The 25,171-nt window shown below is 73.2% G+C and carries 23 protein-coding genes and 1 tRNA gene; 5 read left to right on the forward strand and 19 right to left on the reverse strand.

Going from position 1 to position 25,171, the window contains the following annotated elements:
* Positions 1–1,152: hypothetical protein (locus LE181_RS19410; RefSeq protein ID WP_225662578.1), on the reverse strand; the 1,152-nt coding region annotated here is incomplete at its 3' end.
* Positions 1,073–2,062: a phosphatase PAP2 family protein gene (locus LE181_RS19415; protein ID WP_225662579.1), complete on the reverse strand. Its 990-nt coding sequence runs from the start codon at positions 2,060–2,062 to the stop codon at positions 1,073–1,075. The genes LE181_RS19415 and LE181_RS19410, both read right to left, overlap by 80 nt.
* Before the next feature lie 205 nt (positions 2,063–2,267).
* Here LE181_RS19415 and LE181_RS19420 point away from each other — a divergent pair, with 205 nt between their 5' ends.
* Positions 2,268–2,861 (forward strand): histidine phosphatase family protein, encoded by a 594-nt coding sequence (locus LE181_RS19420; protein ID WP_225662580.1) that lies wholly within the window; start codon positions 2,268–2,270, stop codon positions 2,859–2,861.
* Between the two features lie 40 nt (positions 2,862–2,901).
* Here LE181_RS19420 and LE181_RS19425 read toward each other — a convergent pair whose 3' ends face one another.
* Complete coding sequence (locus tag LE181_RS19425; protein WP_225662581.1) at positions 2,902–4,284, reverse strand: NsdA family TPR-like regulatory protein; 1,383 nt, start codon at positions 4,282–4,284, stop codon at positions 2,902–2,904.
* Between the two features lie 245 nt (positions 4,285–4,529).
* Between LE181_RS19425 and LE181_RS19430 the strand changes: the two genes are divergently transcribed.
* Positions 4,530–5,027, forward strand: coding sequence for a hypothetical protein (locus LE181_RS19430; protein WP_225662582.1), 498 nt, complete (start codon positions 4,530–4,532; stop codon positions 5,025–5,027).
* A 32-nt stretch (positions 5,028–5,059) separates the two neighbouring features.
* Complete coding sequence (locus LE181_RS19435; protein ID WP_225662583.1) at positions 5,060–5,929, forward strand: spermidine synthase; 870 nt, start codon at positions 5,060–5,062, stop codon at positions 5,927–5,929.
* Between the two features lie 8 nt (positions 5,930–5,937).
* On the opposite strand, the gene LE181_RS19440 is transcribed toward LE181_RS19435, so the two are convergent.
* The 9 genes from LE181_RS19440 to LE181_RS19480 form a co-directional block, all read right to left on the reverse strand.
* The gene (locus tag LE181_RS19440; RefSeq protein WP_225662584.1) at positions 5,938–7,335 is read right to left on the reverse strand and encodes a GH1 family beta-glucosidase; all 1,398 of its coding nucleotides are present in this window, start codon (positions 7,333–7,335) and stop codon (positions 5,938–5,940) included.
* A 47-nt stretch (positions 7,336–7,382) separates the two neighbouring features.
* Entirely contained in the window at positions 7,383–8,267 is an 885-nt protein-coding gene (locus LE181_RS19445; protein ID WP_225662585.1) for a carbohydrate ABC transporter permease, read from the reverse strand.
* Positions 8,268–8,276: 9 nt separating this feature from the next.
* The gene (locus tag LE181_RS19450; protein WP_225662586.1) at positions 8,277–9,266 is read right to left on the reverse strand and encodes a carbohydrate ABC transporter permease; all 990 of its coding nucleotides are present in this window, start codon (positions 9,264–9,266) and stop codon (positions 8,277–8,279) included.
* Complete coding sequence (locus tag LE181_RS19455) at positions 9,263–10,594, reverse strand: ABC transporter substrate-binding protein (RefSeq protein WP_225662587.1); 1,332 nt, start codon at positions 10,592–10,594, stop codon at positions 9,263–9,265. Before LE181_RS19455 ends, LE181_RS19450 begins: the two co-directional genes overlap by 4 nt.
* Positions 10,594–10,797, reverse strand: coding sequence for a cold-shock protein (locus LE181_RS19460; RefSeq protein ID WP_225662588.1), 204 nt, complete (start codon positions 10,795–10,797; stop codon positions 10,594–10,596). The genes LE181_RS19455 and LE181_RS19460 overlap by 1 nt, the downstream gene beginning before the upstream one ends.
* Positions 10,798–10,945: 148 nt before the next feature.
* Positions 10,946–11,018, reverse strand: a tRNA-His gene (locus tag LE181_RS19465).
* 127 nt (positions 11,019–11,145) lie between these two features.
* Entirely contained in the window at positions 11,146–11,751 is a 606-nt protein-coding gene (gene orn, locus LE181_RS19470; protein WP_225662589.1) for an oligoribonuclease, read from the reverse strand.
* A 5-nt stretch (positions 11,752–11,756) separates the two neighbouring features.
* Positions 11,757–13,103, reverse strand: a complete 1,347-nt coding sequence (locus LE181_RS19475; protein ID WP_225662590.1) for a helix-turn-helix domain-containing protein — start codon at positions 13,101–13,103, stop codon at positions 11,757–11,759.
* A gap of 368 nt (positions 13,104–13,471) precedes the next feature.
* On the reverse strand, positions 13,472–13,804 hold the full coding sequence (locus LE181_RS19480; RefSeq protein WP_225662591.1) for a hypothetical protein: 333 nt from the start codon (positions 13,802–13,804) through the stop codon (positions 13,472–13,474).
* A 334-nt stretch (positions 13,805–14,138) separates the two neighbouring features.
* Between LE181_RS19480 and LE181_RS19485 the strand changes: the two genes are divergently transcribed.
* Complete coding sequence (locus LE181_RS19485; RefSeq protein ID WP_190111644.1) at positions 14,139–14,660, forward strand: universal stress protein; 522 nt, start codon at positions 14,139–14,141, stop codon at positions 14,658–14,660.
* A gap of 377 nt (positions 14,661–15,037) precedes the next feature.
* Here LE181_RS19485 and glmS read toward each other — a convergent pair whose 3' ends face one another.
* The 7 genes from glmS to LE181_RS19520 all read right to left on the reverse strand — a co-directional run bounded on the left by glmS (position 15,038) and on the right by LE181_RS19520 (position 24,419).
* On the reverse strand, positions 15,038–16,858 hold the full coding sequence (gene glmS / locus LE181_RS19490; protein WP_225662592.1) for a glutamine--fructose-6-phosphate transaminase (isomerizing): 1,821 nt from the start codon (positions 16,856–16,858) through the stop codon (positions 15,038–15,040).
* A gap of 101 nt (positions 16,859–16,959) precedes the next feature.
* Entirely contained in the window at positions 16,960–17,235 is a 276-nt protein-coding gene (locus LE181_RS19495; RefSeq protein ID WP_190111646.1) for a hypothetical protein, read from the reverse strand.
* 106 nt (positions 17,236–17,341) lie between these two features.
* On the reverse strand, positions 17,342–18,280 hold the full coding sequence (locus LE181_RS19500) for a DUF4429 domain-containing protein (protein ID WP_225662593.1): 939 nt from the start codon (positions 18,278–18,280) through the stop codon (positions 17,342–17,344).
* Positions 18,281–18,349: 69 nt separating this feature from the next.
* Positions 18,350–19,510, reverse strand: coding sequence for an acyl-CoA dehydrogenase family protein (locus tag LE181_RS19505; RefSeq protein WP_225662625.1), 1,161 nt, complete (start codon positions 19,508–19,510; stop codon positions 18,350–18,352).
* Positions 19,511–19,519: 9 nt separating this feature from the next.
* Entirely contained in the window at positions 19,520–20,455 is a 936-nt protein-coding gene (locus LE181_RS19510) for a hydroxymethylglutaryl-CoA lyase (protein WP_225662594.1), read from the reverse strand.
* Positions 20,455–22,779, reverse strand: coding sequence for an ATP-binding protein (locus tag LE181_RS19515; protein ID WP_225662595.1), 2,325 nt, complete (start codon positions 22,777–22,779; stop codon positions 20,455–20,457). The genes LE181_RS19510 and LE181_RS19515 overlap by 1 nt, the downstream gene beginning before the upstream one ends.
* An 8-nt stretch (positions 22,780–22,787) precedes the next feature.
* Positions 22,788–24,419, reverse strand: a complete 1,632-nt coding sequence (locus LE181_RS19520; RefSeq protein ID WP_225662596.1) for a carboxyl transferase domain-containing protein — start codon at positions 24,417–24,419, stop codon at positions 22,788–22,790.
* 87 nt (positions 24,420–24,506) lie between these two features.
* On the opposite strand from LE181_RS19520, the gene LE181_RS19525 reads away from it, so the two are divergent.
* Positions 24,507–25,127, forward strand: coding sequence for an SACE_7040 family transcriptional regulator (locus LE181_RS19525; protein WP_225662597.1), 621 nt, complete (start codon positions 24,507–24,509; stop codon positions 25,125–25,127).
* Positions 25,128–25,171 lie beyond the last annotated feature (44 nt).

The following is a 25,171-nucleotide window of genomic DNA, read 5'->3' on the forward strand; positions in this document are numbered from 1 at the left end:
CGCCGCGCGGCGCAGGGCGGCGACGGCGGGGTCGCCGGGGTCGCCGGCCTCTCCGGCCGCGGCCGCCAGGACGGACTCGATCGTGGTCAGGCCGCCCAGCTCGGCGCGGGCCCCGCGGCCCAGCGTCTGCACGGAGCCCGCCGTCCGGGCCCGGGCGCGGCAGTGGAAGGCCAGCTCGCAGGCGGCCAGGCACTCCGGCGCGTAGGCCGGTGCGACCGCGTCGAGCGCCTCGGCCAGCTCGCCGGACGGGCGCAGCGGCGTGCGGCCGTCGTCGTCCAGGCACAGGTCGAAGCTGGTGCCCTCCGGCAGGGCGGCGGCGATGTCGGCCACGCCGGTGAGCCGGCCGAGCTGGCGGCGCGTGGTGGCGAGCTGCTTGCGGATGTCGACGAGGGCGGCGTCGGGGACGTTGGAGAAGTCCTTGGGGCAGACCAGCAGGACCTGGTGGTGCACCGCCGCACCGGAGGCGACGCGCCCGGCCAGGGGCTCCAGGGCGAGCGCGTACACCGCCGCCTGCCGGGCGGCCGCGCCCACCTTCGCGGCGTCGGCCGAGCCGTCGACCATGGCGAAGGACTTGATCTCGACGACCGTCCAGCCGCCGTCGGGGTGGACGACCACCGCGTCCGGCTCCAGGTAGGCGGGCGTTCCGGCGACGTCCATGGCCAGCAGGGGGTGGTCCAGCAGCGTCCACCGGCCGGCGGTCGTGGCCTCGCGCAGGGCCAGGGCCGTACGGGCCGTGCGCCCCTCGGGCCCGGCGGCGGTGAGGTCGGGGATGCGGACGTCGTCCGGCCCGGGCGGCGGGGCCGCCGCCGCGTCACCGGCCAGGCGCGCGTGGAGCAGCCGGACGAGCTCCGTGCCGCCGTCCGCCTTGACGCGCGCCTCGAAGGCGTGGCCGCGGGCGAACGCGAACTGGGACTGCCCGAACGTCGCCGGGGAGCCGAGGGCCCGCGCGAGGGCGGCCTTGTCCACACCGGCGCCGTCGAGCAGGGCGCGGCGGTGGCAGCCGGGGTTGGCGGCCAGCGCGGCGAGCGCGCGGGCGTCCAGCGGGAGGGGTGCGACCGAGGGGCCGCGCAGCTCAGCGAGCCGCTGCCGCAGCGTCGTCGGCGCGGTCGTCCCCGGCCTCGCCCCGGGCCTGCTGTCGAGGGATCTGGTCACTGGCGTCCGCCTCGCGAAGTCTCTCCGGCGCCCCCGGCCGGCCCGCTCCGGCGGGGAAGCCGGCGACGGTGGTCCGGGGAAGCGCTGTACCCGCGGCAGTCTCGCACCCGGCACTGACAATCGCGGGCGTCCCGGTGGTTTCCGCGTCCGTCGCGCCGGTGAAGCGGTCGCGGATGCGGGCGGTGAGCCGCAGCGCGGGGCGGGCGAGCAGGTAGCCGACACCCATGACGCCGACGCCGGCGGCGGCGTCGAGGAAGTAGTGGTTGGCGGTGCCCATCACGACGAGGGTGATCAGGAGCGGGTAGGCGATGCCGGCGATCCGCGCCCAGGCGGCGCGGCTGTGGCGCCAGAGCACGGCCCCGCACCACAGGGCCCAGCCGACGTGCAGGCTCGGCATGGCCGCGTACTGGTTGGTGAGCCCGCCGAGGCCGCGCGGGGCACTGGCCTCGCCGCCCCACCAGCCGTACTGCGAGTACTGGTGCATGGTGTCGACGAAGCCGTAGGAGCCGTCGAGGAGCCGGGGCGGGCAGGTGGGCAGGAGGGTGAAGCCGATGAGGCCGATGAGGGTGGAGATCATCAGCCAGGTCCGCATCCGCCGGTAGTGGTCGGGGCGGCGCCGGAAGAGCCAGACCAGGAGGGCCGGGGTGAGGAGGTAGTGCAGGGCGGCGTAGGCGAAGTCGGCGGGTATGCCGATCGAGGCGTGCTCGGTGAACAGCCGGTTGAGCGGGTGCTCGAAGTTTATTCGGAACGTTTTTTCAAGATCGAGGATTGCGAGGCCGTGATCCACGGCCGACTGCACATCGCCCCGGACCAGCAGCCGTCCCGCCGAGTACAGCCCGTACACCACGGCTATCAGAGGCAGTTCGGTCCACCAGCGCGGCCGCTTGCCTTGTGGTGCGGTGCGGTACATGCGGACGGCTCTCCATTTGTTCAGGCGACCAAAAGCGCGCTTGCAACCGTACGGTGTACGCCACATTGCTCGCACACCGCCCCGGCGTTCACTCGAACACCGAGGTGCTCGGAGGGAGACGCCCGGATTGCCCCGAGGGTTGCCTGGGTGTGACGTGAGTGATGATGGACGCGGAACGTCATCGAAATGTTGGAGGGGCCTCGCCATGGCACCGCGCATCCTGCTGGCCCGGCACGGACAGACGCAGTGGTCGCTGTCCGGGAAGCACACCGGCCGCACGGACATCCCGCTGCTGGACGAGGGCCGGCGCGGCGCCAAGCTGCTGGGCGAGCGGCTGCACCGGACGCCCTGGGACGCCCTGCCGGGCGTGGAGGTCCGCACCAGCCCGCTGGTGCGCGCCAAGGAGACCTGCGAACTGGCCGGCTTCGGCGACCGGGCGAGCGAGTGGGACGCGCTCATGGAGTGGGACTACGGCGCCTACGAGGGCATGACCCCGGCCGAGATCAAGGCGGGCCGCCCCGACTGGCTCATCTGGCGCGACGGCGTCCCCGAGGGCGAGACCCGGGCGGAGATCGCCGCGCGGGCCGACGAGGTCGTGGCGTGGGCCCGCGAGGCCGACCGCGACGTGCTGATCTTCGCCCACGGCCACATCCTGCGCACCATCGCGGCCCGCTGGCTGGGCGAGGACGTCTTCTTCGGTTCCCGCATCCGCCTCGACCCCACGTCGCTGTCCGTCCTCGGCTGGGCCTACGGCGCCCCCGCGCTGGAGCGCTGGAACGACACGGGCCACCTCGCCTGACGAGCCGGGCCACCCCGCCCGGGGAGCCGGGCCCCGGGGCTCACGCCGACCGTGCGGCCATCCGGTGGCGGGCCAGGAACGAGGCCACCGCCGGGTTGGCCGCGTGCCGCCCGAGCAGCTGGGTCGTGGCCGAGAGCATGCCGCGGATACGGGTCGACCGGACCTGGCCCAGCAGGCTCAGCGCCCGCCCGCCCGCGGCGGCGGCCTCGTCCGGGGCGCCGCCCCGGGCCAGGTCGCCCGCCAGCTGCGCCGTGTAGAGGGCGGTGTTCCGGGCGAAGTGCGGGTCCTGCAGGCCGACCGCCCGCTCCGCGTGCTCCGCCGCGCGCCGCCAGTCGCCCAGCGCCGACCAGCACTGCGACTCCAGCCCCTCCAGCTCCGCCTCGCCGAAGAAGCTCATCCACTCCGGGTCCGCCTCGCACGTGCCCCGGTCGAACAGCGCCCGCGCCCGCAGCAGCGCCTCCTCCGTCGCCGCCCGGTCCTCCAGCAGGGCCCAGCCGCCCGCCTCGCGCAGGGACAGCAGGGACAGCAGCCGCGCCGACCCCAGTCGCTGCCCCGCCCGCTGGGCCGCCTGCGCGGCGCGCACGGCCTCGCGCGGCCGTCCCGCGTCCCGCGCCAGGAAGGCGGTGTTGCAGAAGGCGTGCGCCTCCAGTGCCGGATCGCCCGCGACCCGCGCGGTGGCCAGGGCCTCCGCGTAGTGCGAACGGGCGTCGGCGAACCGGCCCGAGTCATGGGCCAGCCAGCCGACGGAGATCGCCAGCTCACCCGCCCCCGCGTGCAGCCGGTCCGCCACCGACCGCCGCCGGGTCTGGGCGTCGAGCAGCTCGTACGCCGCCTTCAGCGGGCGGGTGGCGCGCCGGTACAGCCCGTCGGCGCCGTGCCGGTCGTCGAGCAGCCGGATGCGCCGCACGGCCTGCTCCACGGCGGCGGCCTCGGCCGCGCCCGCGCGGCGCTGCGAGGACGCGAGGGCGGCGGGGGCGGGGCCCAGGGAGGCGGCGGCCACGGCGGCCGTACCAGTGGTCATGAACGCGCGACGCAACACGTCGCTCTCCTCGGTGCTGTCGAAGGTGTCGCCCACCGCACCGGAGGTACGGCTTTCGGCCGGGCTCTCGGATGGCCCGGGGGGCGCGGAGCTCTGCTTGCGCGCCCCCCGTCCGCGCACCGCCTCGCGCGGTGCGAAGCCCATGTCCGCCGGTTCGAGGCCGGGGAACATATGCCTGAACACCCGTTCGTAGGCGTAGTTGGGGCAGCGGATCTCGCCCGACTCGACGCGCCCGACGTAGCGCGCGTCACACGAGACGTGCTCACCGATCTCCCGCGCCGCCCGGCGCACCGCCGCCGCGAACTCGCCTGGTGAGCGCTGCCCCCGCAGCTTCCGGAAGGCGGTGTTCGGACGCGGTGACGAGGACGCGCTGTGCGACGCCATGGCGGACCCTCTCCCTGGCGAGCCGCCCCTCGGGCAACCCGCGGGGCGGGCGGCTGTGCTGCCGTGTGGCGTGATGACCGTACCGGCTGCACCGGCGCGCCCAGGTCCGGTTTGGCTACAAAACGGATATCCCACCTGTCATCCGCCATGAACTGCCATCCTTTGCAGCGGCATGGCGCCGTAGCCGTTGACGCCCCCGGCCGTTGAACCCCGTGCAGCGTGAGCGCGGGCTCGATGTGGACCCGATGCGGACAGCACGGCGTGAGGAGGGGTTTCCCGTGGCGGAGGCCGGACTGGACATCGGCGGCGGTTCGCGGACGACGGCTCTGCACCAGCCGCGTCAGGACCGCAGCGCCTCCCCGCCCCCGGCCGCCGGTGAGGACGCCGCCGACGGCCGGCCCTGCGACCTCGTCACCGTCCCCGCCCGCCAGGGCCTGGAGGCGGTGGACATCCTGCGGCTGCGCGACGGCGTCGGACCCGTCCTGCACGACGGCGACTGCGACACCCTCGGCTTCCTCGTGCCCGCCGGCACGGCGGACGGCTGGGACGTGCCGGGCAGCGCCTGCACCCAGACCTACGGACGCGGGCTGCGCACCGGCGCCCCCGCCGAGCCGCCCGTCACCGGCACCGGCTGGCTCGTCGCGCCGGACGCCGCCTACGGCACCGCCACCGACCCCGTGGTGCTGCGCGCCGCGCTCGGCGAGGCCGCCCGCACCATCGAGGCCGTCGACCGCTGCCGTTAAGCCGGGCCGCCGGCAGCGGCGATACTGGACGGGTGGCGAAGGGCAAGCAGAAACAAGCGCGCGGGCGCACCGCGGAAGCGATATCCGCGCAGGTGGCGGGCGGTCTCGCGGAGCTGGTCCCCGACCGTGACCGGCCGCGCGCCCGCACCCTCCTGATCGACGGTGCCCCGCAGTCCCATGTGGACCTCGACGACCCCGCGCACCTGGACTTCTCCTACCAGCGCCGGCTCGGCCACATCGCCGACCTCGTCGCGCCGCCCGGCAGGCCCGTCCAGGCGCTGCACCTCGGCGGTGGCGCGTTCACGCTCGCCCGCTACATCGCCGCCACCCGGCCCCGCTCCACCCAGCAGATCGTGGAGATCGACGCCCCGCTCGTGCAGTTCGTCCGCGCCGAGCTGCCGCTGGAGAGCGGCTGGCGCATCCGGGTGCGCGGCGGCGACGCCCGCGAGGGGCTCGCCAAGGTGCCGGACGGCTGGGCGGACCTGATCATCGCCGATGTCTTCAGCGGCGCCCGCACCCCCGCCCACCTGACCAGCACCGAGTTCACGGCCGAGGTGCGGCGCGCGCTGCGGCCGGGCGGCTTCTACGCCGCGAACCTCGCCGACGGCCCGCCGCTCGCCCACCTCAAGGCGCAGATCGCGACCGTACGGACCGTCTTCCCGGAGCTGTGCCTGACCGCCGACCCGGCGGTGCTGCGCGGCCGCCGTTTCGGCAACGCCGTCCTGCTGGCCGCCGACCGCGAGCTGCCCGTCGCCGAGCTCACCCGCCGGGCGGCCACCGACCCGCACCAGGGGCGGGTCGAACACGGCCGGGCCCTCGACGACTTCACCGGTGGCGCGGCGCCCGTCACCGATGCCGACGCCCGGCCCTCGCCCGCGCCGCCGCCCTCGGTCTTCGAGTAGCCGCGGCCTCAGGGGGGCGGAAGCTGCCCCGTCCGGATCAGGCGGGCGTACCAGTCGGCGCTGGACTTGGGGATGCGGGCCCCGGTGGCGTAGTCGACGTAGACCGCACCGAAGCGCTTGCTGTAGCCGTACGCCCATTCGAAGTTGTCCAGGAGGGACCACAGGAAGTAGCCGCGGACGTCCGCACCGTCGCCCAGGGCGCGCAGCACGGCCTCCAGGTGGGCGTGCAGGTAGGCGATGCGTTCGGGGTCGTGCACCGTGCCGTCCGCGCCCGGCTTGTCGTCGTAGGCGGCACCGTTCTCGGTGATGACGAGCGGCAGGTCCGGGGCCTCGCGCGAGAAGCGCATCAGCAGGTCGTGGAGGCCGGTGGGGTCGACGGACCAGCCCATCGCGGTCCGCTTGCCCGGCGGCTGGTGGAAGGCCACGCCGTCGGCGCCCGGCCACGGGGAGCGCTCGCCGCCGTGGCCGTCGGCGCGGGCGGGGCGGCTGTCAGTGGCGGCTGATACCACTGTCGGTGCGTAGTAGTTGATGCCCAGCACGTCGAGGGGGTGCTTGATGACGTCCGGATCTCCGTCGCGCACGAACGACCAGTCGGTGATCGTCGCCGTGTCGGCCAGCAGGTCGGCGGGGTACGCGCCGCGCAGCATGGGCCCGGTGAAGATACGCGTGGAGAGGGCGTCGATGCGGCGCCGGGCGTCCGCGTCCGCGGGGGAGGGCGTACGGGCGCGTACGGCGCAGGTGTTGAGGGCGACGGTCAGCAGCGCCCGGGCGGGCAGGACGGCGCGCAGCGCCTGAGCGCCCAGCCCGTGGGCGAGGTTGAGGTGGTGGGCGGCCCGCAGGGCGGCCTCGTCGTCGGTGCGGCCCGGGGCGTGCACCCCGGAGGCGTAGCCGAGGAAGGCGCTGCACCAGGGCTCGTTGAGGGTGGTCCACAGTTCGACGCGGTCGCCCAGTGCCTCGCCGACCAGGTGCGCGTAGTCGGCGAAACGGTGGGCCGTCTCGCGCTCGGGCCAGCCGCCGGCGTCCTCCAGCTCCTGCGGCAGGTCCCAGTGATAGAGGGTCAGCACCGGCCTGATGCCGTGGGAGAGGAGGTCGTCGACGAGCGCCCGGTAGAAGTCGAGCCCGCGCCGGGAGGCGGGCCCGCGGCCGGTGGGCTGGACGCGCGGCCAGGAGACGGAGAAGCGGTAGGCCCCCAGGCCCAGCCCGGCCATCAGGCGCACGTCCTCCCGGCGGCGGTGGTAGTGGTCGGTGGCGACGTCCCCGGTGTCGCCGCCCTGCACCCTGCCGGGGGTACGGGCGAAGGTGTCCCAGATGGACGGGGTGCGGCCGTCCTCCCGGGCGGCGCCTTCGACCTGGTAGGCGGCGGTCGCGGCACCCCAGAGGAAGCCGGACGGGAAGTTCACGGTCACGAGAGCGCTCCGGGAGGTGGGAGAGAAAGGGGGGAGGGAGGACGGGATCAGCCCTTGACCGCACCCCGCATGATGCCGCCGACGATCTGTCTGCCGAAGAGCGTGAAGGCGAGCAGCAGCGGCAGGGTGCCCAGCAGCGCACCGGCCATGACGACGGCCTGGTCGGGGACGTAGCCGCGGCCGAGTCCGGTGAGGGCCACCTGCACGGTCGGGTTCTCCTGGGTCAGGGCGATGACGGGCCAGAAGAAGTCGTTCCACGCCTGGACGAACGAGAGCATGCCCAGCACGGCCATGGCCGGCCGGGCGACGGGGAGGACGACGTGCCACACCACGCGCCAGCTGCTCGCGCCGTCGACGCGGGCCGCCTCGATCAGCTCGGTGGGCAGCGCCTCGACGAGGTACTGCCGCATGAAGAACACGCCGAAGGCGCTGACCAGGGTGGGCAGGACGACGGACTGCAGCTGGTCGGTCCAGCCGAGGCGGGCGACGACCAGGAACAACGGCACCACGCTCAGCTGCGGCGGGACCGTCATCGTGCCGACGGTCAGCAGGAGCAGGGCCCGGCGGAAGCGGAAGCGCAGCTTGGCGAGGGCGAAGCCGGCGACGGTGGAGAAGAGCACGGTGCCCAGCGCGACGGTCCCGGCGACCAGGGTCGTGTTGAACAGCGCGAGCCCCATGTTGGCGTCGGTCCACGCCGAGCCGAGGTTCTCCAGGAGCCTGCCGCCGAACCACAGGGGCGGTGGGGTGCGGGCCAGGCGGGCGTTGTCCCGGGAGGCCGCGACCGCCGTCCACACCAGGGGGAGGAGCGAGCCGGCGGTGAAGAGCGTCAGCACGGCGTAGGCGAGGGGCCCGCCGTGCAGCTGCCGCCCCGCGCGGGGGGCCGGGACGAGCGGTCGCGCCGCGGTCGCGGGCCTCGGGCTGCCGGAGGTCACGGCCCTGACTCACCCTTCCTTCCGCAGGTGCCGCGCGATCAGCCCGCCGACGGCGGCGATCAGCAGCAGGATCAGGAACATCGTCCAGGCGACGGCACAGGCCCGCCCCAGGTGGAAGTTGAACCAGCCCTGCTCGTAGAGGTAGAGACCGAGCGTCTGGAACTGGTGCGCGGCGCCGCCCTTCTGCCCTCCGGCCCCGCCGAACAGCAGCGGTTCGCCGAAGAGCTGGGTCGCCCCGATCGTCGAGACGACGATCGTGAAGAGGATGGTCGGCCGCAGCGCCGGCACGGTGACGTGCCGGAACTGCCGCAGCCGCGAGGCGCCGTCCAGCGCCGCCGATTCGTACAGCTCGTCCGGCACCGCCTGCATGGCGGCCAGGTAGATCAGCGCGTTGTAGCCCGTCCACCGCCAGATGACGATCGAGGACACCGCGCACCGGGAGGACCAGGTGCCGTTCTGCCAGTCGACCGGGCCGATCTCCGCCGCGTCCAGCGCCCAGTTCACCATGCCGTAGTCCCGCCCGTAGAGCAGGACGAAGACGAGCGTGGCCGCGGCGACGGAGGTGGCGTGGGGGGCCAGCAGGGCGACCCGCCAGAACGTGGCGGCGCGCAGCCGGTGGTGGAGGAGATGGGCCAGGCCCAGCGCCATCAGCAGCTGGGGGACGGTGGAGAGGACGCCGATGGTGAAGGTGTTGCGCAGGGCGTTCCAGAAGAAGTCGTTGCCCAGCAGGCGGGCGTAGTGGTGCAGCCCCACCCACTCCATGCGGCCGGGGGAGGTCAGCTCCACCCGGTGCAGTGAGGCCCAGCCCGTGTAGAGGAGGGGGAAGAGCCCGAATGCGGCGAAGAAGAGGAAGAACGGCGCGACGAACGCATAGGGGCTGTAGCGCAGGTCCCAGCGGTACAGGCGGCTGCGCCAGGGGCCGGGGCCGGCCCGGCCCTGCCGCCGGCCCGCGGCCTCGCCGGCCGGGGCGCCCTCCACCACCGTGGTGGTGGCGGTCATCCGTCCACCGCGTTCTCGATCTCCTTCTGCGCCGCCCGCCAGCCCGCCCGGGCCGGCCGGCCCTGCTGCTCGACCTGCGGGATGCCGACGTCGGTGAAGGCCGTCCCCATCTGCGCCTCCATCGGGCCGTGGACGAGCGTGGGGATGGAGCGGGCCGCCGCCGTGAAGATCGCCCCGATGGGCGCATTGCCGAAGTAGGCGTTCCGGGCGTCCCTGACCTGCGGCATCGCATAGGAGGCCGGGGTGGAGGGGACACCGGCCTGGCGCTCGAAGAGCCGGGCCTGCTGGGCGGGCGCCGTCAGCCAGACCGCGAGCTCGATCGCCGCGGCCCGGTGCCGGGCCGCCTTCGGGACGCCGATGAAGGAGCCGCCCCAGTTGGCGGGCCGGGGCGCGGCGGCCACGTCCCACTTGTCCCGGCCCGCGGCACCCGACTTCTCCTTGATGTAGCCGAGCATCCACGGCGGGCAGGCGACGGTGGCGAAGCGGCCGTTGGCGTACGCCTGGTCCCAGGGCTTCTCGAACTGCTTGAGCCGCGCGGTCAGCCCGGCCCGGACGGCCTGCACGGCCAGGTCCCAGGAGGCCCTGACCGCCGGGCTGTTCGCGTAGACGGGTCTGCCGCGGCGGTCGTAGTAGCGCTCCGGGTAGGCGTGGACGGAGGCGTTGTAGATCCCCGCCGCCGAGTCCGTGAAGACGGTGCCCGCCGGGGCCCGCCGGGCGTAGGCCCGGCCGGTGTCGATGTATTTCCGCCAGTCACCGGCCCACAGCCGGCCGACCGCCTCCCGGTCCGTCGGGAGCCCGGCCCTGCGGAAGAGGTCCTTGCGGTAGCAGACGGCGATCGGCCCGATGTCCGTGCCGAGGCCGATGGTGCGGCCGTCCCGGGTGGTGGCCTGTGCCCACTTCCACGGCAGCCAGTCGCTGCTGCGCACCCCCTTCACCCGGCCCAGGTCGACGAAGAGGTCGCCCTGCGCGGCCGTCACCTGGTGGATGTTGCCGACCTCCATGGCCTGGATGTCGGCCAGCCCGCTGCCCGCCGCGAGGTGGGTGAGGAGCTGGGGGTAGTAGGCGTCATTGCGCTCGATCACGCTTTCCTTGATGGTGACGCCCGGGTGCAGCCGCTCGTACTCCTCGTAGAGGCCCGCCTGCTTGTAGCCGAAGACACCGAAGGTGCCGATGGTGACCGTGGTCCGCCCACTGCCGCCGGGACGATCGGTGTCGCCGCCGTCCCGGGTGCAGCCGTCGAGGAGAGTGACGACGAGGACGAGCGCGGCGGCCGCGAGGAGCAGCAGTGCCCGGCGCCGGTAGGGGCCGCTCGACCAGGCCGGGGTCACTACTCAGGCACGACGTCTTCGGCCTGCGGGCCCTTCGGCCCCTGGGTGACGTTGTAGGAGACTCTCTGGTTCTCTTCCAGTGACCTGTAGCCCTGGACCGAGATGGCGGAGAAGTGGACGAACACGTCCGGGCCGCCGTCGTCCTGCTGGATGAAGCCGAACCCCTTTTCGGCGTTGAACCACTTCACAGTGCCTGTTGCCATCGGTCATGACCCTTCGTCCGGTATCGGCACCTCAGCATTCCCCGGACCCGGCCCGAACTTCCCCCGTACGCGCCCTGCGTCACTCCTGGGGACTACAAAACGACAAGGGCCCGGTCCGCTTGCGCGAACCGGGCCCTTGCTCGGTGAGGGTGAGTAACGGGACTCGAACCCGCGACATCCTGGACCACAACCAGGTGCTCTACCAGCTGAGCTATACCCACCACGTCCGGCGTTTGTTTCCGTGTTTCCCACCGGCCGAGAAAAAGTGTACAGGGTCCGGAGGGGTGCTCGCTCCCAGCTTTCGCCGTGCCGGGAGCGAGCTGCGTCACTCTGCCTGGCTGCGTCTTTTCACGCCTGGACGGGCAGGACGTGCTTGGCCGCGATGGCCTTCGCCGTGTCGGAGTCCGGACCGGGCTGCGGTACGAAGATCGCCTCGCGGTAGTAGCGGAGCTCGGCGATCGATTCGCGGATGTCGGACAGTGCCCGGTGATTGCCGTTCTTCTTCGGGCTGGAGAAGTAGGCGCGCGGGAACCAGCGGCGCGCCAGCTCCTTCACCGAGGACACGTCCACGATCCGGTAGTGCAGGTGACTCTCCAGGCCGGGCATGTCGCGCAGCAGGAAGCCGCGGTCGGTGCCGACCGAGTTTCCGCACAGCGGGGCCTTGCCCGGCTCCGGGACGTGCTCGCGGACGTACGCCAGGACCTGCCGCTCCGCTTCTTCGAGCGTGGTCCCGCCGTCCAGCTCCGCCAGCAGCCCGGAGGCCGTGTGCATCTGGCGCACCACCTCGGGCATGGTGGCGAGCGCCTCGGCGGGCGGGCGGATGACGATGTCCACGCCGTCCCCGAGGATGTTCAGCTCAGAGTCGGTGACCAGTGCGGCCACCTCGATGAGCGCGTCGGTCGACAGCGAGAGCCCGGTCATCTCGCAGTCGATCCACACCATGCGATCGTTCATACGTCTCACCCTACGGGGCGCTCCCGCTGACCGGGCAGGCGTGGGGCGTAGAGGTCCGACTCCGGTGTGCCCGGATCCGGGATGTTCGTCCCGGGTCCACCGGCATGGCCCGGCATATGGCCGAGATGCCCGCCATGACCCCCATGGGGTGGGGGAGCGCCCAGGGACGCGCCCGTCACCGCGTGGGCCGGGGCCATGGCCGTGCGCCGCATCGCCATGAGCGCCTCCCCCGACCGGGGCTCCACCGGCTCCGGCCGGTCGAAGCGGTCGGAGCGCTCCGGCCGCTCCGCGCGCTCCGCCCGCTCGCCCCGCTCCGGCCGGTCCACCGCGCCGCTCTGCGGCCGGCGCGCCCGGTAGGCGGCCCGGTAGGCGGCGGGGGAGGACCCCAGCTGCCGCCGGAAGTGACCCCGCAGGGCCACCGGCGAACGGAACCCGCAGCGCCCGGCGACCTCGTCCACGGAGTAGTCCGAGGTCTCCAGGAGCCGCTGCGCCTGGAGTACCCGCTGGGTGATCAGCCACTGCAGCGGGGCGCTCCCGGTGAGCGAACGGAACCGCCGGTCGAAGGTGCGACGGCTCATGTACGCGCGGGCGGCCAGGGTCTCCACGTCGAACTGCTCGTGGAGGTGCTCCAGCGCCCAGGCGACGACCTCGGCCAGCGGGTCGGCGCCGATCTCCTCCGGTAAAGACCTGTCGAGGTAGCGCTCCTGTCCTCCGCTGCGGCGCGGCGGGACGACGAGGCGGCGGGCCAGGGCCCCCGCGGCGTCGGCCCCGTGGTCGGTGCGGACGATGTGCAGGCACAGGTCGATGCCTGCCGCGGTGCCCGCGGACGTCAGTACGTCGCCGTCGTCGACGAAGAGCTCCCGCGGGTCCACGTGGACCGAGGGGTAGCGCTTGGCGAGCGTGGGCGCGTACATCCAGTGGGTGGTGGCGGGCCTGCCGTCGAGCAGCCCCGCGGCGGCCAGTACGAAGGCCCCGGTGCACAGCCCGACGATGCGGGCGCCCTCCTCGTGGGCCCGGCGCAGTGCGTCGAGCGCGGCGGCCGGTGGCGGCTGCGTGATCGACCGCCAGGCCGGTACGACGACGGTGCCGGCCCTGGAGAGTGCCTCCAGGCCGTACGGTGCGGTCAATTCCAGGCCGCCGGTTGTTCGCAATGGCACATCTTCGCCCGCGCACACCAGCAATCGGTAGCGGGGAACTCCGGCGTCCTGTCGGTCGATCCCGAACACGGAGAGCGGGATGGAGCTTTCGAAGATGGGGCCGCCGCTGAAAAGAAGTACGGCGACGATCTCCCGGCGGCGGCGTCCGGAGAGCTTGCGCGCGGTCTCCGGTACGGTCGTGGAGTCCTGGCTCATGGCGCTAAGCCCCCCTCGGCGGTCGAGTCCTCTCGGTCCTGCACGTTTCCCCTCGGTCCTGAACGGTTCCCCCGCCGGTCATGGCCAAGATCGAATCTACTGCGTCGCTTGGAGACGCGGTGACCAGTTCACCACCCGCCTCTAAGTCGACATGACAACTTGGCGCGAAGCGTTCGATCACGAAGCGTTGCACCTGCAGGCTCCGGTGAAAAGTACGCCTCTCGCCCATGCCCACTGTCCGTAGGCGGCAACCGCCCTCCGCGGTGCTTTCCTTGCTGGTCGACCGGCTGTTGGAGGGCCCTCCGGCCAAGGTATGAAGTTCGGCCTGAACTTGGCTGAAAACCTACGGGTCCAGGCGTGCGACGGGGTCAGTCGACGGGGCTACCGGGCCCCGGATGGCGGGCCCCGCGATGGCTGCCGCCGCCCGTCCGGCCGCGCCGTCCGCGGTGCGGGACGGACTGCTCGGCGGAGACCCTGGCGGCGGTCCGCGCGGACTGCCGCAGCAGGGCGTGGCAGACACAGGTGAGGGCCACCAGACCGGCCGCGGTGCCGGCCGCGCCGCCGAAGGACTGACCGCACATCAGCAGCACGACGGGGACCAGGGCGCAGCTGAACGCCGCCCACCGCACGACGTCGCTCACCGGATCGGGGGACTCCCCCTCGGCGGCGTCCTCACGGGCGTAATCACGGGTTCCGGGCACGGAGCGGCTCCCTGCTGGCGGCTGCTGGCGGTATTACAACGGCGCCCCGGGGGCAGGGGTCACTGGGGAACGGCCGCCGGGGAGCGGAGCCGGGGCCATTGCGCTACGCGCCGCGCTCGTGCATGCTCCGGGGAACGCCCACGGGGTCCCGGCCCCGTCGGGCAGCCTCTGGGCAGGCAGCGAGTGTCGCCGTACCCTGGGGGGTAAGCCCTTGAAAAGATGAATCCCGGACGGATTTCGCCGTCCATGATCCATCGCCGGGCGCACCCCTCGACAACTCCAACCAGTCCACCGCCGTTCCCCTCGACAAGAGGCTTCCTTCGCCGAGACACCGATGGCCGGTCACGAATTCTCCGAACCCGCGGACCGCAAGCGGATCGCCGATCAGACGGCGCATCCCGAAGCGGCGGAAGAAACACGTCGTTCCTGCGATCCGGCGTTCCAGCACGGCGTCGTGGTGGGCTTCGACGGTTCCACGTCGAGCGAGCGAGCGCTTGCGTATGCAATCGGCATGGCCCGGCGCTCGGGCTCGGGGCTGATCATCGTCCATGTGGCCAACCGGCTGCCGACGACCGTGTGGGCGGGCTGTGAGCCGCCGGTCTTCGTGGACGTACCCGATCACCGCACCGAGGTGCTGGGCCTGGAGCTGGCCTGCGCGGACTATTTGTCCGAAGTGCCGTGGATCCTGGTGGAGCGCGGCGGGGACATCTGCCACGAGCTCGAAGAGGTCGGGCGGGAGTACGCCGCCGACGCGATCGTGGTCGGCTCCACGCACGGCCTGGTCGGCCGGATCTTCGGCTCGGTGGCGGGCCGGCTGGCGCGGCGGGCGCAGCGGCCCGTGGTCGTCATCCCGTAGCCCCCGGGGGGACGCCCGTACGGGTACGGAAGATCGTTCACGCTCCGGGGAGATGCGCCAACTGGCGTGCTCGCGGCGGGCGATGACGCCGGAACGCCTCGGCCACCTGCGGAAATCTACTCGCGCGTAGAGGTGGATGGCGCGCGCGGTGCGGGTACAACCCCGGCACACGGCGCTGCCGTGCTGCCGGACGGGAGGTGACGGTTCCCGGGACCGGCGGCTCGCCGCCGGCGTGAGGGCGACGCCGGCGCAGGGGAGGCGGTCCCCCGCGCGCGTGGTGGCACGCGCGGGGGACCGTTCTCTCGTACCTGTCGCGGACAGGTGCGGACAGGTCCGAGAGGTCCGAGGGGGCCCGCAGGAGCGGGCCCCGGGCGGGACTACTCGACGGTGACGGACTTCGCCAGGTTGCGCGGCTTGTCGATGTCGCGGCCCATGGCCTTCGCCGTGTAGTACGCGAAGAGCTGCAGCGGGATGCCCATGAGGATGGCGTCCAGCTCGTCCTCGTTCTTCGGCACGACGATCGTGTGGTCGGCCTTCTCCTGCTCCTGGTGCGCGACGGCGAGGATGCGGCCGCTGCGGGCCTTGATCTCCTCCAGCGCGGCGCGGTTCTTCTCCAGCAGCTCGTCGTCCGGAACGATCGCGACGGTCGGCATCGCGGGCTCGATCAGGGCCAGCGGGCCGTGCTTGAGCTCGGAGGCGGGGTACGCCTCGGCGTGGATGTACGAGACCTCCTTGAGCTTCAGCGACGCCTCGCGGGCCACCGGGTAGCCCCGGACGCGGCCGATGAACATCATCGACTTGGCCTCGGCGTACTCCTTGGCCAGCTCCTCGATCTGCGCCTCGTTCGCCAGGATCTCCTCGATCTGGCCGGGGAGCTTGCGCAGGCCCTCGATGATCCGCTTGCCGTCGGCGACGGACAGGTCGCGGGTGCGGCCCAGGTGCAGGGCGAGCAGGCCGAAGGAGACCACCATGTTGGTGAAGCACTTGGTGGAGACGACGCAGACCTCGGGGCCGGCGTGCACGTAGATGCCGCCGTCGGTCTCGCGGGCGATCGCCGAGCCGACGACGTTCACCAGGCCGAGGACGCGGGCGCCCTTGCGCTTGAGCTCCTGGACGGCGGCGAGCACGTCGTAGGTCTCACCGGACTGGGAGACGGCGATGTAGAGGGTGTCGGGGTCCACGACCGGGTTGCGGTAGCGGAACTCGGAGGCCGGCTCGGCGTCCGCGGGGATGCGGGCCAGCTCCTCGATCATCTGGGCGCCGATCTGACCGGCGTGGTACGAGGTGCCGCAGCCGAGGATCTTGACGCGGCGCACGGCGCGCGCGTCGCGGGCGTCGAGGTTCAGGCCGCCCAGGTGCACGGTGGAGAAGCGGTCGTCGATGCGGCCGCGCAGGGCGCGGTCCACGGCGTCGGCCTGCTCGTGGATCTCCTTGTGCATGTACGTGTCGTGGCCGCCCATGTCGTACGACTCGGCCTCCCACTCGACGGTGGTCGGCTGGGCCGAGGTGGAGGAGCCCTCGGTGGTGTACGTGCGGTAGTCGTCGGCGCGCAGGGTGGCCATCTCGCCGTCGTCGAGGGTGACGACCTGGCGGGTGTGGGAGACCAGGGCGGCGACGTCGGAGGAGACGAACATCTCCTTCTCGCCTATGCCCAGCACCACGGGGGAGCCGTTGCGGGCCACGACGATGCGGTCCGGGAAGTCGGCGTGCAGGACGGCGATGCCGTACGTGCCCTCGATGTGCTTGACGGCCTCGCGGACCTTCTCCTCCAGCGTGCCGGCCTCGGAGCGGGCGATGAGGTGGGCGAGGACCTCGGTGTCGGTGTCGGACACGAAGACGAAGCCCTCGGCCGTGAGCTTGGCGCGCAGGTCGGAGGCGTTGTCGATGATGCCGTTGTGGACGACGGCGACCTTCTCGTCGGCGTCCAGGTGCGGGTGGGCGTTGACGTCGTTCGGCGCGCCGTGGGTGGCCCAGCGGGTGTGGGCGATGCCGGTGGTGCCGTTGAAGCGCTTGGGAAGGCGGGACTCCAGCTCGCGGACGCGGCCCTTGGCCTTGGCGGCCTTCAGGCCACCGGTCTTGCCGCTGGCGTGCAGGGCGATACCGGCGGAGTCGTAGCCGCGGTACTCCAGGCGCTGCAGCCCCTCCAGCAGCAGCGGTGCGACGTCACGCTTGCCGATGTATCCGACGATTCCACACATAGGTGAGACCCTCCCAGGTAGACGTTCAGTGGTGCCGATGGCGGCAACGGCAGCGGGGGCGGTGTGCGGACCGCCTCACCCGTGCCGGTCGTCCCGGCCGGTCAGCCGTAGACGATGCGGCGCAGCTGCCGCAGTGAGAGTTCCGGGGGTGCCACCGCGCGGTGCGGCAGCTCTGCCGCGATCCGCTCGAAGATCTCCGCGTTGTTCAGTCCGCCGGACTGGAGCTCGCGGTGGCGGCGACGGACGAACTCCTCGGCCGTCTCGTCGAAGTACGCGAGCACGTCCAGCACCACCCGGGCGGCCTCGCCGCGCTGAAGCGGCGTGCTGCGCACCAGGTGGTCGACCAGGTCGTCGTGGGACATACGGCGTTCGAGCACCCGTCGATACTGAGGGGTACCCCGGTCTTACGCAAGAATCCTGCCCGATTTCGGGCAGGAATGCCAGCGAATGTGATGTGAAACGGACGGAACCGCCTGGAAACGCCTAGAAACGACGCAGGATGGCCTGTTTCGCGGCCGTGAACTCCTCGTCGGTCAGGACGCCCGACCGGTGCAGCTCGCCCAGCTCGCGCAGCCGGCGCAGCAGCGCGTCGTGATCGTCGGCGGCCGCGGAGGGCGGCCGGTGGTCCGCCGGGGCGAGGGCGGCCCCGGCCGCGTCCGGTCCGGGCTTGGCGAGCGCGGGCCGGCCGCCGTGCTGCCCGCCCCCGGCGCCCGGGGCGGGCGCGGAGGGATGCGGCAGGCGGGCGGTGACGGCGGCGGCCACCAGCGCCATCAGCGGGTCCTTCTTGAAGCCGTACAGCTCCACCGCGTGCGGGTCGTGCTTGGGAGGGATGCCGGCCGGCGCCGGCGGCACGGTGAAGCGGAGGTAGCCGTTCTCCAGGCCGGCGGAGGGCTGCCACTCGACCGCGGAGATGTCGGCGAGCGTCAGGACGCGCGTGCCGGCGGACTTCTTGCCCTCCTCGGTCTTCCAGTTCCATTCGAGCCGGACGCGCTCGCCGTCGAACGTGGCCGTGCCGTCGCCCGCGCCCACCGAGATCGGCAGGGAGGGGCCCGGCAGCAGGTAGCGGTCGGTGGGCCCGGCCGGGACCTGCTCCAGCAGCAGGGCGTTGCGCACCTCTTCGGCGAAGTACTCCGCGACGCCCGTGCGGTCCGGCTCGACGGCCAGCTGGTACGGATCGGCGGAGTCCGGAAGCCGGCCGCGGGTCGCCCGGGTGAGCGGGTCGGCGCCGTCCCGCAGCCGCAGCCGGAGCCGGCCGCCCTTGCGGCCGGGCTCGAAGGCGATCCCCGCCACGGCCGCCAGCGGGACGGTGAGCTCGCCCAGGGTCTGCCGCAGCAGGTGCACCCCGCGCTCCCGGCCGGGCACGACGCGTATCGCGACGCCGTCGAAGGACCACGTGCCGTCCGTCTGGAAAATCTCAGCCATGGACGGGATTCTCGCAGGTGGATCTTGCCCGGTTGAGGGCCGACGGGCGGAAGCCGGCCCTCCGGTGGCTCACTCCGTGAAGCCCAGCTCGCGGGCGATCAGCATGCGCTGGACCTCGCTGGTGCCCTCGCCGATCTCCAGGATCTTGGAGTCGCGCCACATGCGGGCCACGGGGTACTCGTTCATGAAGCCGTAGCCGCCGTGGATCTGGGTGGCCTCGCGGGCGTTGGTGACCGCGATCTCGGAGGAGTAGAGCTTGGCCAGCGCCGCCTGCTTCTTGAACGGCTCGCCGTGCACCAGCCGGGAGGCCGCGTCGCGCCAGGCGACGCGGGCCGTGTGCGCCCGCATCTCCATGTCGGCGATCTTGAACTGGATGGCCTGGTTGGCGCCGATCGGCCGGCCGAACGCCCGCCGTGTCCTCGCGTAGACCACCGACTCGTCCACGCAGCCTTGGGCCAGACCCGTGGCCAGCGCCGAGATCGCGACGCGGCCCTCGTCGAGTATCCGCAGGAACTGCGCGTAGCCCCGGCCCCGCTCGCCCAGCAGGTTGGCCGCCGGCACCCGGACGTCGGAGAAGGACAGCTCGCGGGTGTCCGAGGCGTTCCAGCCGACCTTGGAGTAGGGGGCCGCGACCGTGAAGCCGGGCGTGCCGGACGGCACGATGATCGAGGAGATCAGCGGCTTGCCGTCGTCCGTGCGGCCGGTGACCGCGGTGACGGTGACCAGGCCTGTGATGTCCGTGCCGGAGTTGGTGATGAAGCACTTGGTGCCGTTGATCACCCACTCGTTCGTGGCCTCGTCCAGACGGGCCGTGGTGCGGGTGGCGCCGGCGTCCGAGCCGCCGTCGGGCTCGGTCAGGCCGAACGCGCCGAGCATCTCGCCGGAGCAGAGCTTCGGCAGCCACGTGCGCTTCTGCTCCTCGGTGCCGAAGCGGTGGATGGGCATCGCGCCCAGCGACACCCCGGCCTCCAGGGTGATCGCCACGGAGGAGTCCACCCGGGCGAGCTCTTCGAGGACGAGGCCGAGGGCGAGGTAGTCCCCGCCCATGCCGCCGTACTCCTCGGGGAACGGCAGCCCGAACAGGCCCATACGGCCCATCTCCCGCACGATCTCGTACGGGAACTCGTGCCGCTCGTAGAAGTCGCCGATCTTCGGGGCGACCACGTCGTGTGCGAACTCCTCCACGGTGCGGCGGAGTTCCTCGTGCTCGGGGGAGAGGCGGTGGTCCAGCGACATGGTTCAGGACTCCTGGTGGGAGAGGGCACGCACGGTGCGGGACGGGCTGGGTCGGCCCAACTGGCCGGCCATCCACACGCTGGTGGCGGTGAGACGGCCGAGATCGACCCCGGTGCTGATGCCGAGTCCGTCGAGCATCCACACGAGGTCTTCGGTGGCGAGGTTGCCGGTGGCGCTCTTGGCGTAGGGGCAGCCGCCGAGGCCGCCGGCCGAGGCGTCGACCGTGCTCACGCCGTGCCGCAGGGCGGCGAGGGTGTTGGCGAGGGCCTGGCCGTAGGTGTCGTGGAAGTGCACCGCGAGCCGGTCGGCGGGCACGCCGGCCTCGCCGAGGGCGGTCAGCAGCGCCGTGACGTGGCCGGGCGTGGCGACGCCGATGGTGTCGCCGAGGCTGAGCTCGTCGCAGCCCAGGTCGAGGAGGCGCCGGCTGACGCGGACGGTGCTCCCGAGGGGGACGGGGCCCTCCCAGGGGTCGCCGAAGCACATGGAGAGGTAGCCGCGCACCCGGACACCGGCCTCGCGGGCCGTCGCCACGACGGGGGCGAACATCTCCAGGGACTCGTCGACGGTGCGGTTGAGGTTGGCCTTGGCGAACGACTCCGTGACGCTGCCGAAGACGGCGATCTCGCGGGCGCCGAGCGCGAGGGCGCGCTCCAGGCCGCGCCGGTTGGGCACCAGCACGGGCAGCCGTGCCGCGACGCCGTCCAGCATGGGCAGCAGCTGCTCGGCGTCGGCCAGCTGCGGCACCCATCGCGGGTGCACGAAGCTCGTCGCCTCGACGGTGGTCAGGCCCGCGTCGGCGAGGCGGCGGACGAACTCGGCCTTGACCTCCGTCGGGACGATCGTCTTCTCGTTCTGCAGGCCGTCGCGGGGGCCCACCTCGTGGATGCGGACGCGGGTGGGCAGGGCCGGGTCGGGCACGGTCATGGGCAGGCCGTTCATCACGCCTCCTCCCTCGGGGCCACGACCGCGAGGACCTGGTCCATGGCGACCGTGCTGCCGGCGGTCACGTCGAGCTCGGTGACGGTGCCGGCGTGCGGGGCGGCTATGACGTGCTCCATCTTCATCGCCTCCACGACGAGGAGGCTCTGCCCGGCCTCGACCTCGTCCCCGACGGCCGCCTTGACGACGGTGACGGTGCCGGGCATGGGGGCGGTGAGGGCGCCGGCGTGGGCGGCGGCACCGCTGCCGCCCAGGGCGGCCTCCACGGGGTCGTGCGGCACGAGGTGCCAGGCGTCGCCGTCGCGGGCCAGCCAGATGCCCCCGTCGGGGGCGTGGGCGACGGTGAGGGTACGGGTGCTGCCGCCGAGCTGGAACGTGAGCTGTTCCCCCACCCCGCCCCGTCCCGGCGCCACCGATGTGCGGCTCCGCCGCGTGGGGGGCAGGCCCCCGGGCCCCCGGGAGGGCAGCAGCTTCGCGCTGCCGGGTGTGGCGGGCACCGGGCGGCCGCCGGGCTGCGCCTGCGTGCCGGGTGCGGTGGTCCGCCCGGCACCGGCCGGCAGGGGGTTCGCGCCGGTGGCGGACGGATGCGCTGCGTCGTCCGCGGCGGTGGCCCCCAAGGCCCCGGCCGACAGCGGCTTCGCGCCGGCGGGGGGCTGCTCGGTGGTGGGCGGATGCGTTGCGCCGGCCGGGGCGGCGGCGGGGACGGGCTCGTCCACCGGCGTCAGCAGGAACTCCGCCTCCGAGACGTCACCGCGTACGCGGACCGTCATCGGGGTGTGACCCGGGGCGCGGAAGTGGTGGGGCGTCCAGGCGGCTTCGCCGCCGAGGCGAAAGCCGGTCGGGACCGAGAACGGGTCCACCCACGTGGCGGGCCCGGGCTCTTCCCCGCCGGGGAACAGCCCCCGCTGGCGCAGCAGCCCGCCCGCCACGTACACCTCCTCCGGCACCTCCGCCGGGACGAGCGTCGCCGCGTCCCGGTCGACCAGGCCCGTGTCCAGCTCCCCGGCCTCCACCGCCGGATGGCTCAGCAGCCGCCGCAGGAAGCCCACGTTCGTGTCCACGCCCAGGACGGCCGTCCCGGCCAGGGCCGCCCGCAGGCGGCGCAGGGCCGTTGCGCGGTCCGGGCCGTGGGCGATCACCTTGGCGAGCATCGGGTCGTAGGACGTGCCGACCTCGACGCCCTCCACGAGGCCGGAGTCCACCCGGACCCCCTCGCCCGCCGGCTCGCGCAGGGCCAGGACCGTGCCCGCCGACGGCAGGAAGTCGACGCGGTCGCCCGCGACCCGGGCGGTCTCGGCACAGATGCGGGCCTCCACGGCGTGGCCGGTCAGGGTGACGTCCTCCTGGGCGAGGCCCAGCCGCTCCCCGGCCGCGACGCGCACCTGCCACTCCACCAGGTCCAGCCCGGTGATCAGCTCCGTCACCGGGTGCTCGACCTGGAGGCGGGTGTTCATCTCCATGAAGTAGTACGACGAGGGGTCGTTGCCCGGCACGATGAACTCCACCGTGCCCGCGCCGGTGTAGCCGCAGGAGCGGGCCGCCTGGACCGCCGCCGCGCCCATCGCCGCACGGGTGGCCTCGTCGAGCAGGACGCTGGGCGCCTCCTCGATGATCTTCTGGTGGCGGCGCTGCAGGGAGCACTCGCGCTCGCCCAGATGGATCACGTTCCCGTGGCCGTCCGCCAGCACCTGGATCTCGATGTGGCGGGGGCGGTCGACCCACCGCTCGACGAGCAGCGTGTCGTCGCCGAAGGAACCGCGCGCCTCGCGCCGCGCGGCGGCGATCTCCTCGCCGAGCAGCGCGGCGTCCCGGACCAGCCGCATGCCCTTGCCGCCGCCACCCGCCGAGGGCTTGAGCAGCACCGGCATCCCGATCTCGCGGGCGGCCGCGGCGAGTTCGTCGTCGCTCAGGCCGCTCCCGGAGGAGCCGGGCACGACCGGCACGCCGGCCGCGCGGACCGTCTCCTTGGCGCGGATCTTGTCGCCCATCAGCTCGATCGCCCCGGCGGGCGGGCCGATGAAGACGAGCCCGGCGTCGGCGCAGGCGCGGGCGAAGGAGGCGTTCTCGGCGAGGAAGCCGTAGCCGGGGTGGACGGCCCGGGCGCCGGTGCGGGCGGCGGCCGCCAGCAGGCGCTCGGCCGAGAGGTAGCTCTCGGCGGCGGCCGCGGGGCCGATGCGGACGGCGGTGTCCGCCTCGCGGACGTGCAGGGCGTCCGCGTCGGCGTCGCTGAAGACGGCGACCGAACGGATCCCGAGGGCGCGCAGCGTACGGATGACGCGTACGGCGATCTCGCCCCGGTTGGCGACAAGGACAGTGTCGAACATGCTCCGCCTCACATCCGGAAGACGCCGTAGCCGGGCGCCGCGCTGTCCTTCTGGGGCAGCGGGGCGTTGGCACAGGCGGTCAGGGCCAGACCCAGCACCTGCCGGGTCTCCAGCGGGTCGATGACCCCGTCGTCCCACAGCCGGGCGGTCGCGTAGTAGGCGTTGCCCTGGGTCTCGTACTGCTCGCGGATCGGGGCCCGGAAGGCGTCCTCGTCCTCCTGGCTCCACTGCTCGCCGTGGGCTTCGAGCTGGTCGCGCTTGACGGTCGCGAGGACGGAGGCGGCCTGCTCGCCGCCCATCACCGAGATCTTCGCGTTGGGCCACATCCACAGGAAGCGCGGCGAATAGGCGCGCCCGCACATGGAGTAGTTGCCCGCGCCGTAGGAGCCGCCGATGACGACCGTGAGCTTGGGGACCCTGGTGCAGGCGACGGCCGTGACCATCTTCGCGCCGTGCTTGGCGATGCCGCCGGCCTCGTACTGCCGGCCGACCATGAAGCCGGAGATGTTCTGCAGGAAGAGCAGGGGTATGCCGCGCTGGTCGCACAGCTCGATGAAGTGGGCGCCCTTCTGGGCGGATTCGGAGAAGAGGATGCCGTTGTTGGCGACGATGCCCACGGGGTGACCGTGGATGCGGGCGAAGCCCGTCACCAGCGTCTGCCCGAACTCGGCCTTGAACTCGGCGAAGCGGGAGCCGTCGACGATCCGGGCGATGACCTCGCGCACGTCGTAGGGCGTCCGGGAGTCCACCGGCACCACGCCGTAGAGCCCCGACGGATCGGCCTTCGGCTCCTCCACCGGCTCCACGGACCACGGCAGCGGGCCGCGCCGTGGAAGCGTGGAGACGATGGTCCGCACGATCCGCAGGGCGTGGGCGTCGTCCTCGGCCAGGTGGTCGGTGACGCCCGACACCTTCGAGTGGACCTCGCCGCCGCCGAGCTCCTCGGCCGTGACGACCTCGCCCGTGGCCGCCTTCACCAGCGGCGGTCCGCCCAGGAAGATCGTGCCCTGTCCGCGCACGATCACGGCCTCGTCGCTCATCGCCGGGACGTAGGCGCCGCCCGCCGTGCACGACCCGAGGACCGCGGCGATCTGCGGGATGCCGGCGCCGGACATGCGGGCCTGGTTGTAGAAGATCCGGCCGAAGTGCTCCCGGTCGGGGAAGACCTCGTCCTGCAGGGGCAGGAACGCGCCCCCGGAGTCGACCAGGTACAGGCACGGGAGCCGGTTCTCCAGGGCGATCTCCTGGGCGCGCAGGTGCTTCTTGACGGTCATCGGGTAGTACGTGCCGCCCTTGACCGTGGCGTCGTTGGCGACGATCACCGTCTCGCGGCCGGAGACCCGGCCGATGCCGGCGATCACCCCCGCGGCCGGCGCCGCCCCGCCGTACATCCCGTCGGCGGCCAGCGGCGCGATCTCCAGGAACGGCGAGCCGGGGTCCAGCAGGGCGTCCACCCGGTCCCTGGGCAGCAGCTTCCCGCGCGCGGTGTGCCGCGCCCGGGCCTTCTCGCCCCCGCCCAGGCGCGCCGCGGCGAGCTTCCCGCGCAGCTGCGCGGTGAGCTCCCCGTGCGCCGCCTCGTTGGCCCGCCAGGCGTCGGAGGCCGGATCCGCGGCGCTTCCCAGCACCGGTGCCTGCTGCATGTCCACGAGCTCCCTTGCTCGGTTAATGAGCGTTAACACTTTCCTTCAGGTTAACGACCACTAACCCGGCTGTCTAGAATTGTTTTCGTGAAAGAAGCAGTGACCCGGACCGAGGCGGCTCCCCCCGCCCCCACCCGACGCGAGCAGATCCTGCGGGAGGCCGCCCGGCTCTTCGCCGAGCGCGGTTTCCACGGTGTCGGCGTGGACGAGATAGGGGCCGCGGTGGGCATCAGCGGGCCCGGGCTCTACCGCCACTTCGCGGGCAAGGACGCGATGCTCGCCGAGCTTCTGGTGGGCATCAGCGGGCGGCTCTTCGCCGGTGGCCGCAAGCGCGTGGCCGAGGCGTCCGAAGCGGGCGCGGGCCCGGCCGAGGTGCTCGACTCGCTCATCGGCGGGCACATCGACTTCGCCCTCGACGACCGCGCGCTCATCACCCTCCACGACCGCGAGCTCGACCAGCTCCGCGACAGCGACCGCAAGCTCGTGCGTTCCCTGCAGCGCCAGTACGTGGAGCTGTGGGTCGAGGTCGTCCGCGCCCTGCACCCGCGCGCCACCGAGGCCGAGGTGCGCACCGCCGTCCACGCCGTCTTCGGGCTGCTCAACTCCACCCCCCACCTCGGCCGGGCCGGCGTCGTCTCCGGGCGGGCCGCCACCGCCGCGCTGCTGCACCGCCTCGCCCTGGGGGCGCTGGGCGCGCTGTCCGCCTGACCGGCGGCGGTTTCGCGCCGACGGGATCTGGACAGCCTCGGTGA

The organism is Streptomyces sichuanensis (assembly GCF_020328095.1).
In the GTDB taxonomy this organism is placed as follows: Bacteria; Actinomycetota; Actinomycetes; order Streptomycetales; family Streptomycetaceae; genus Streptomyces; species Streptomyces cinnamoneus.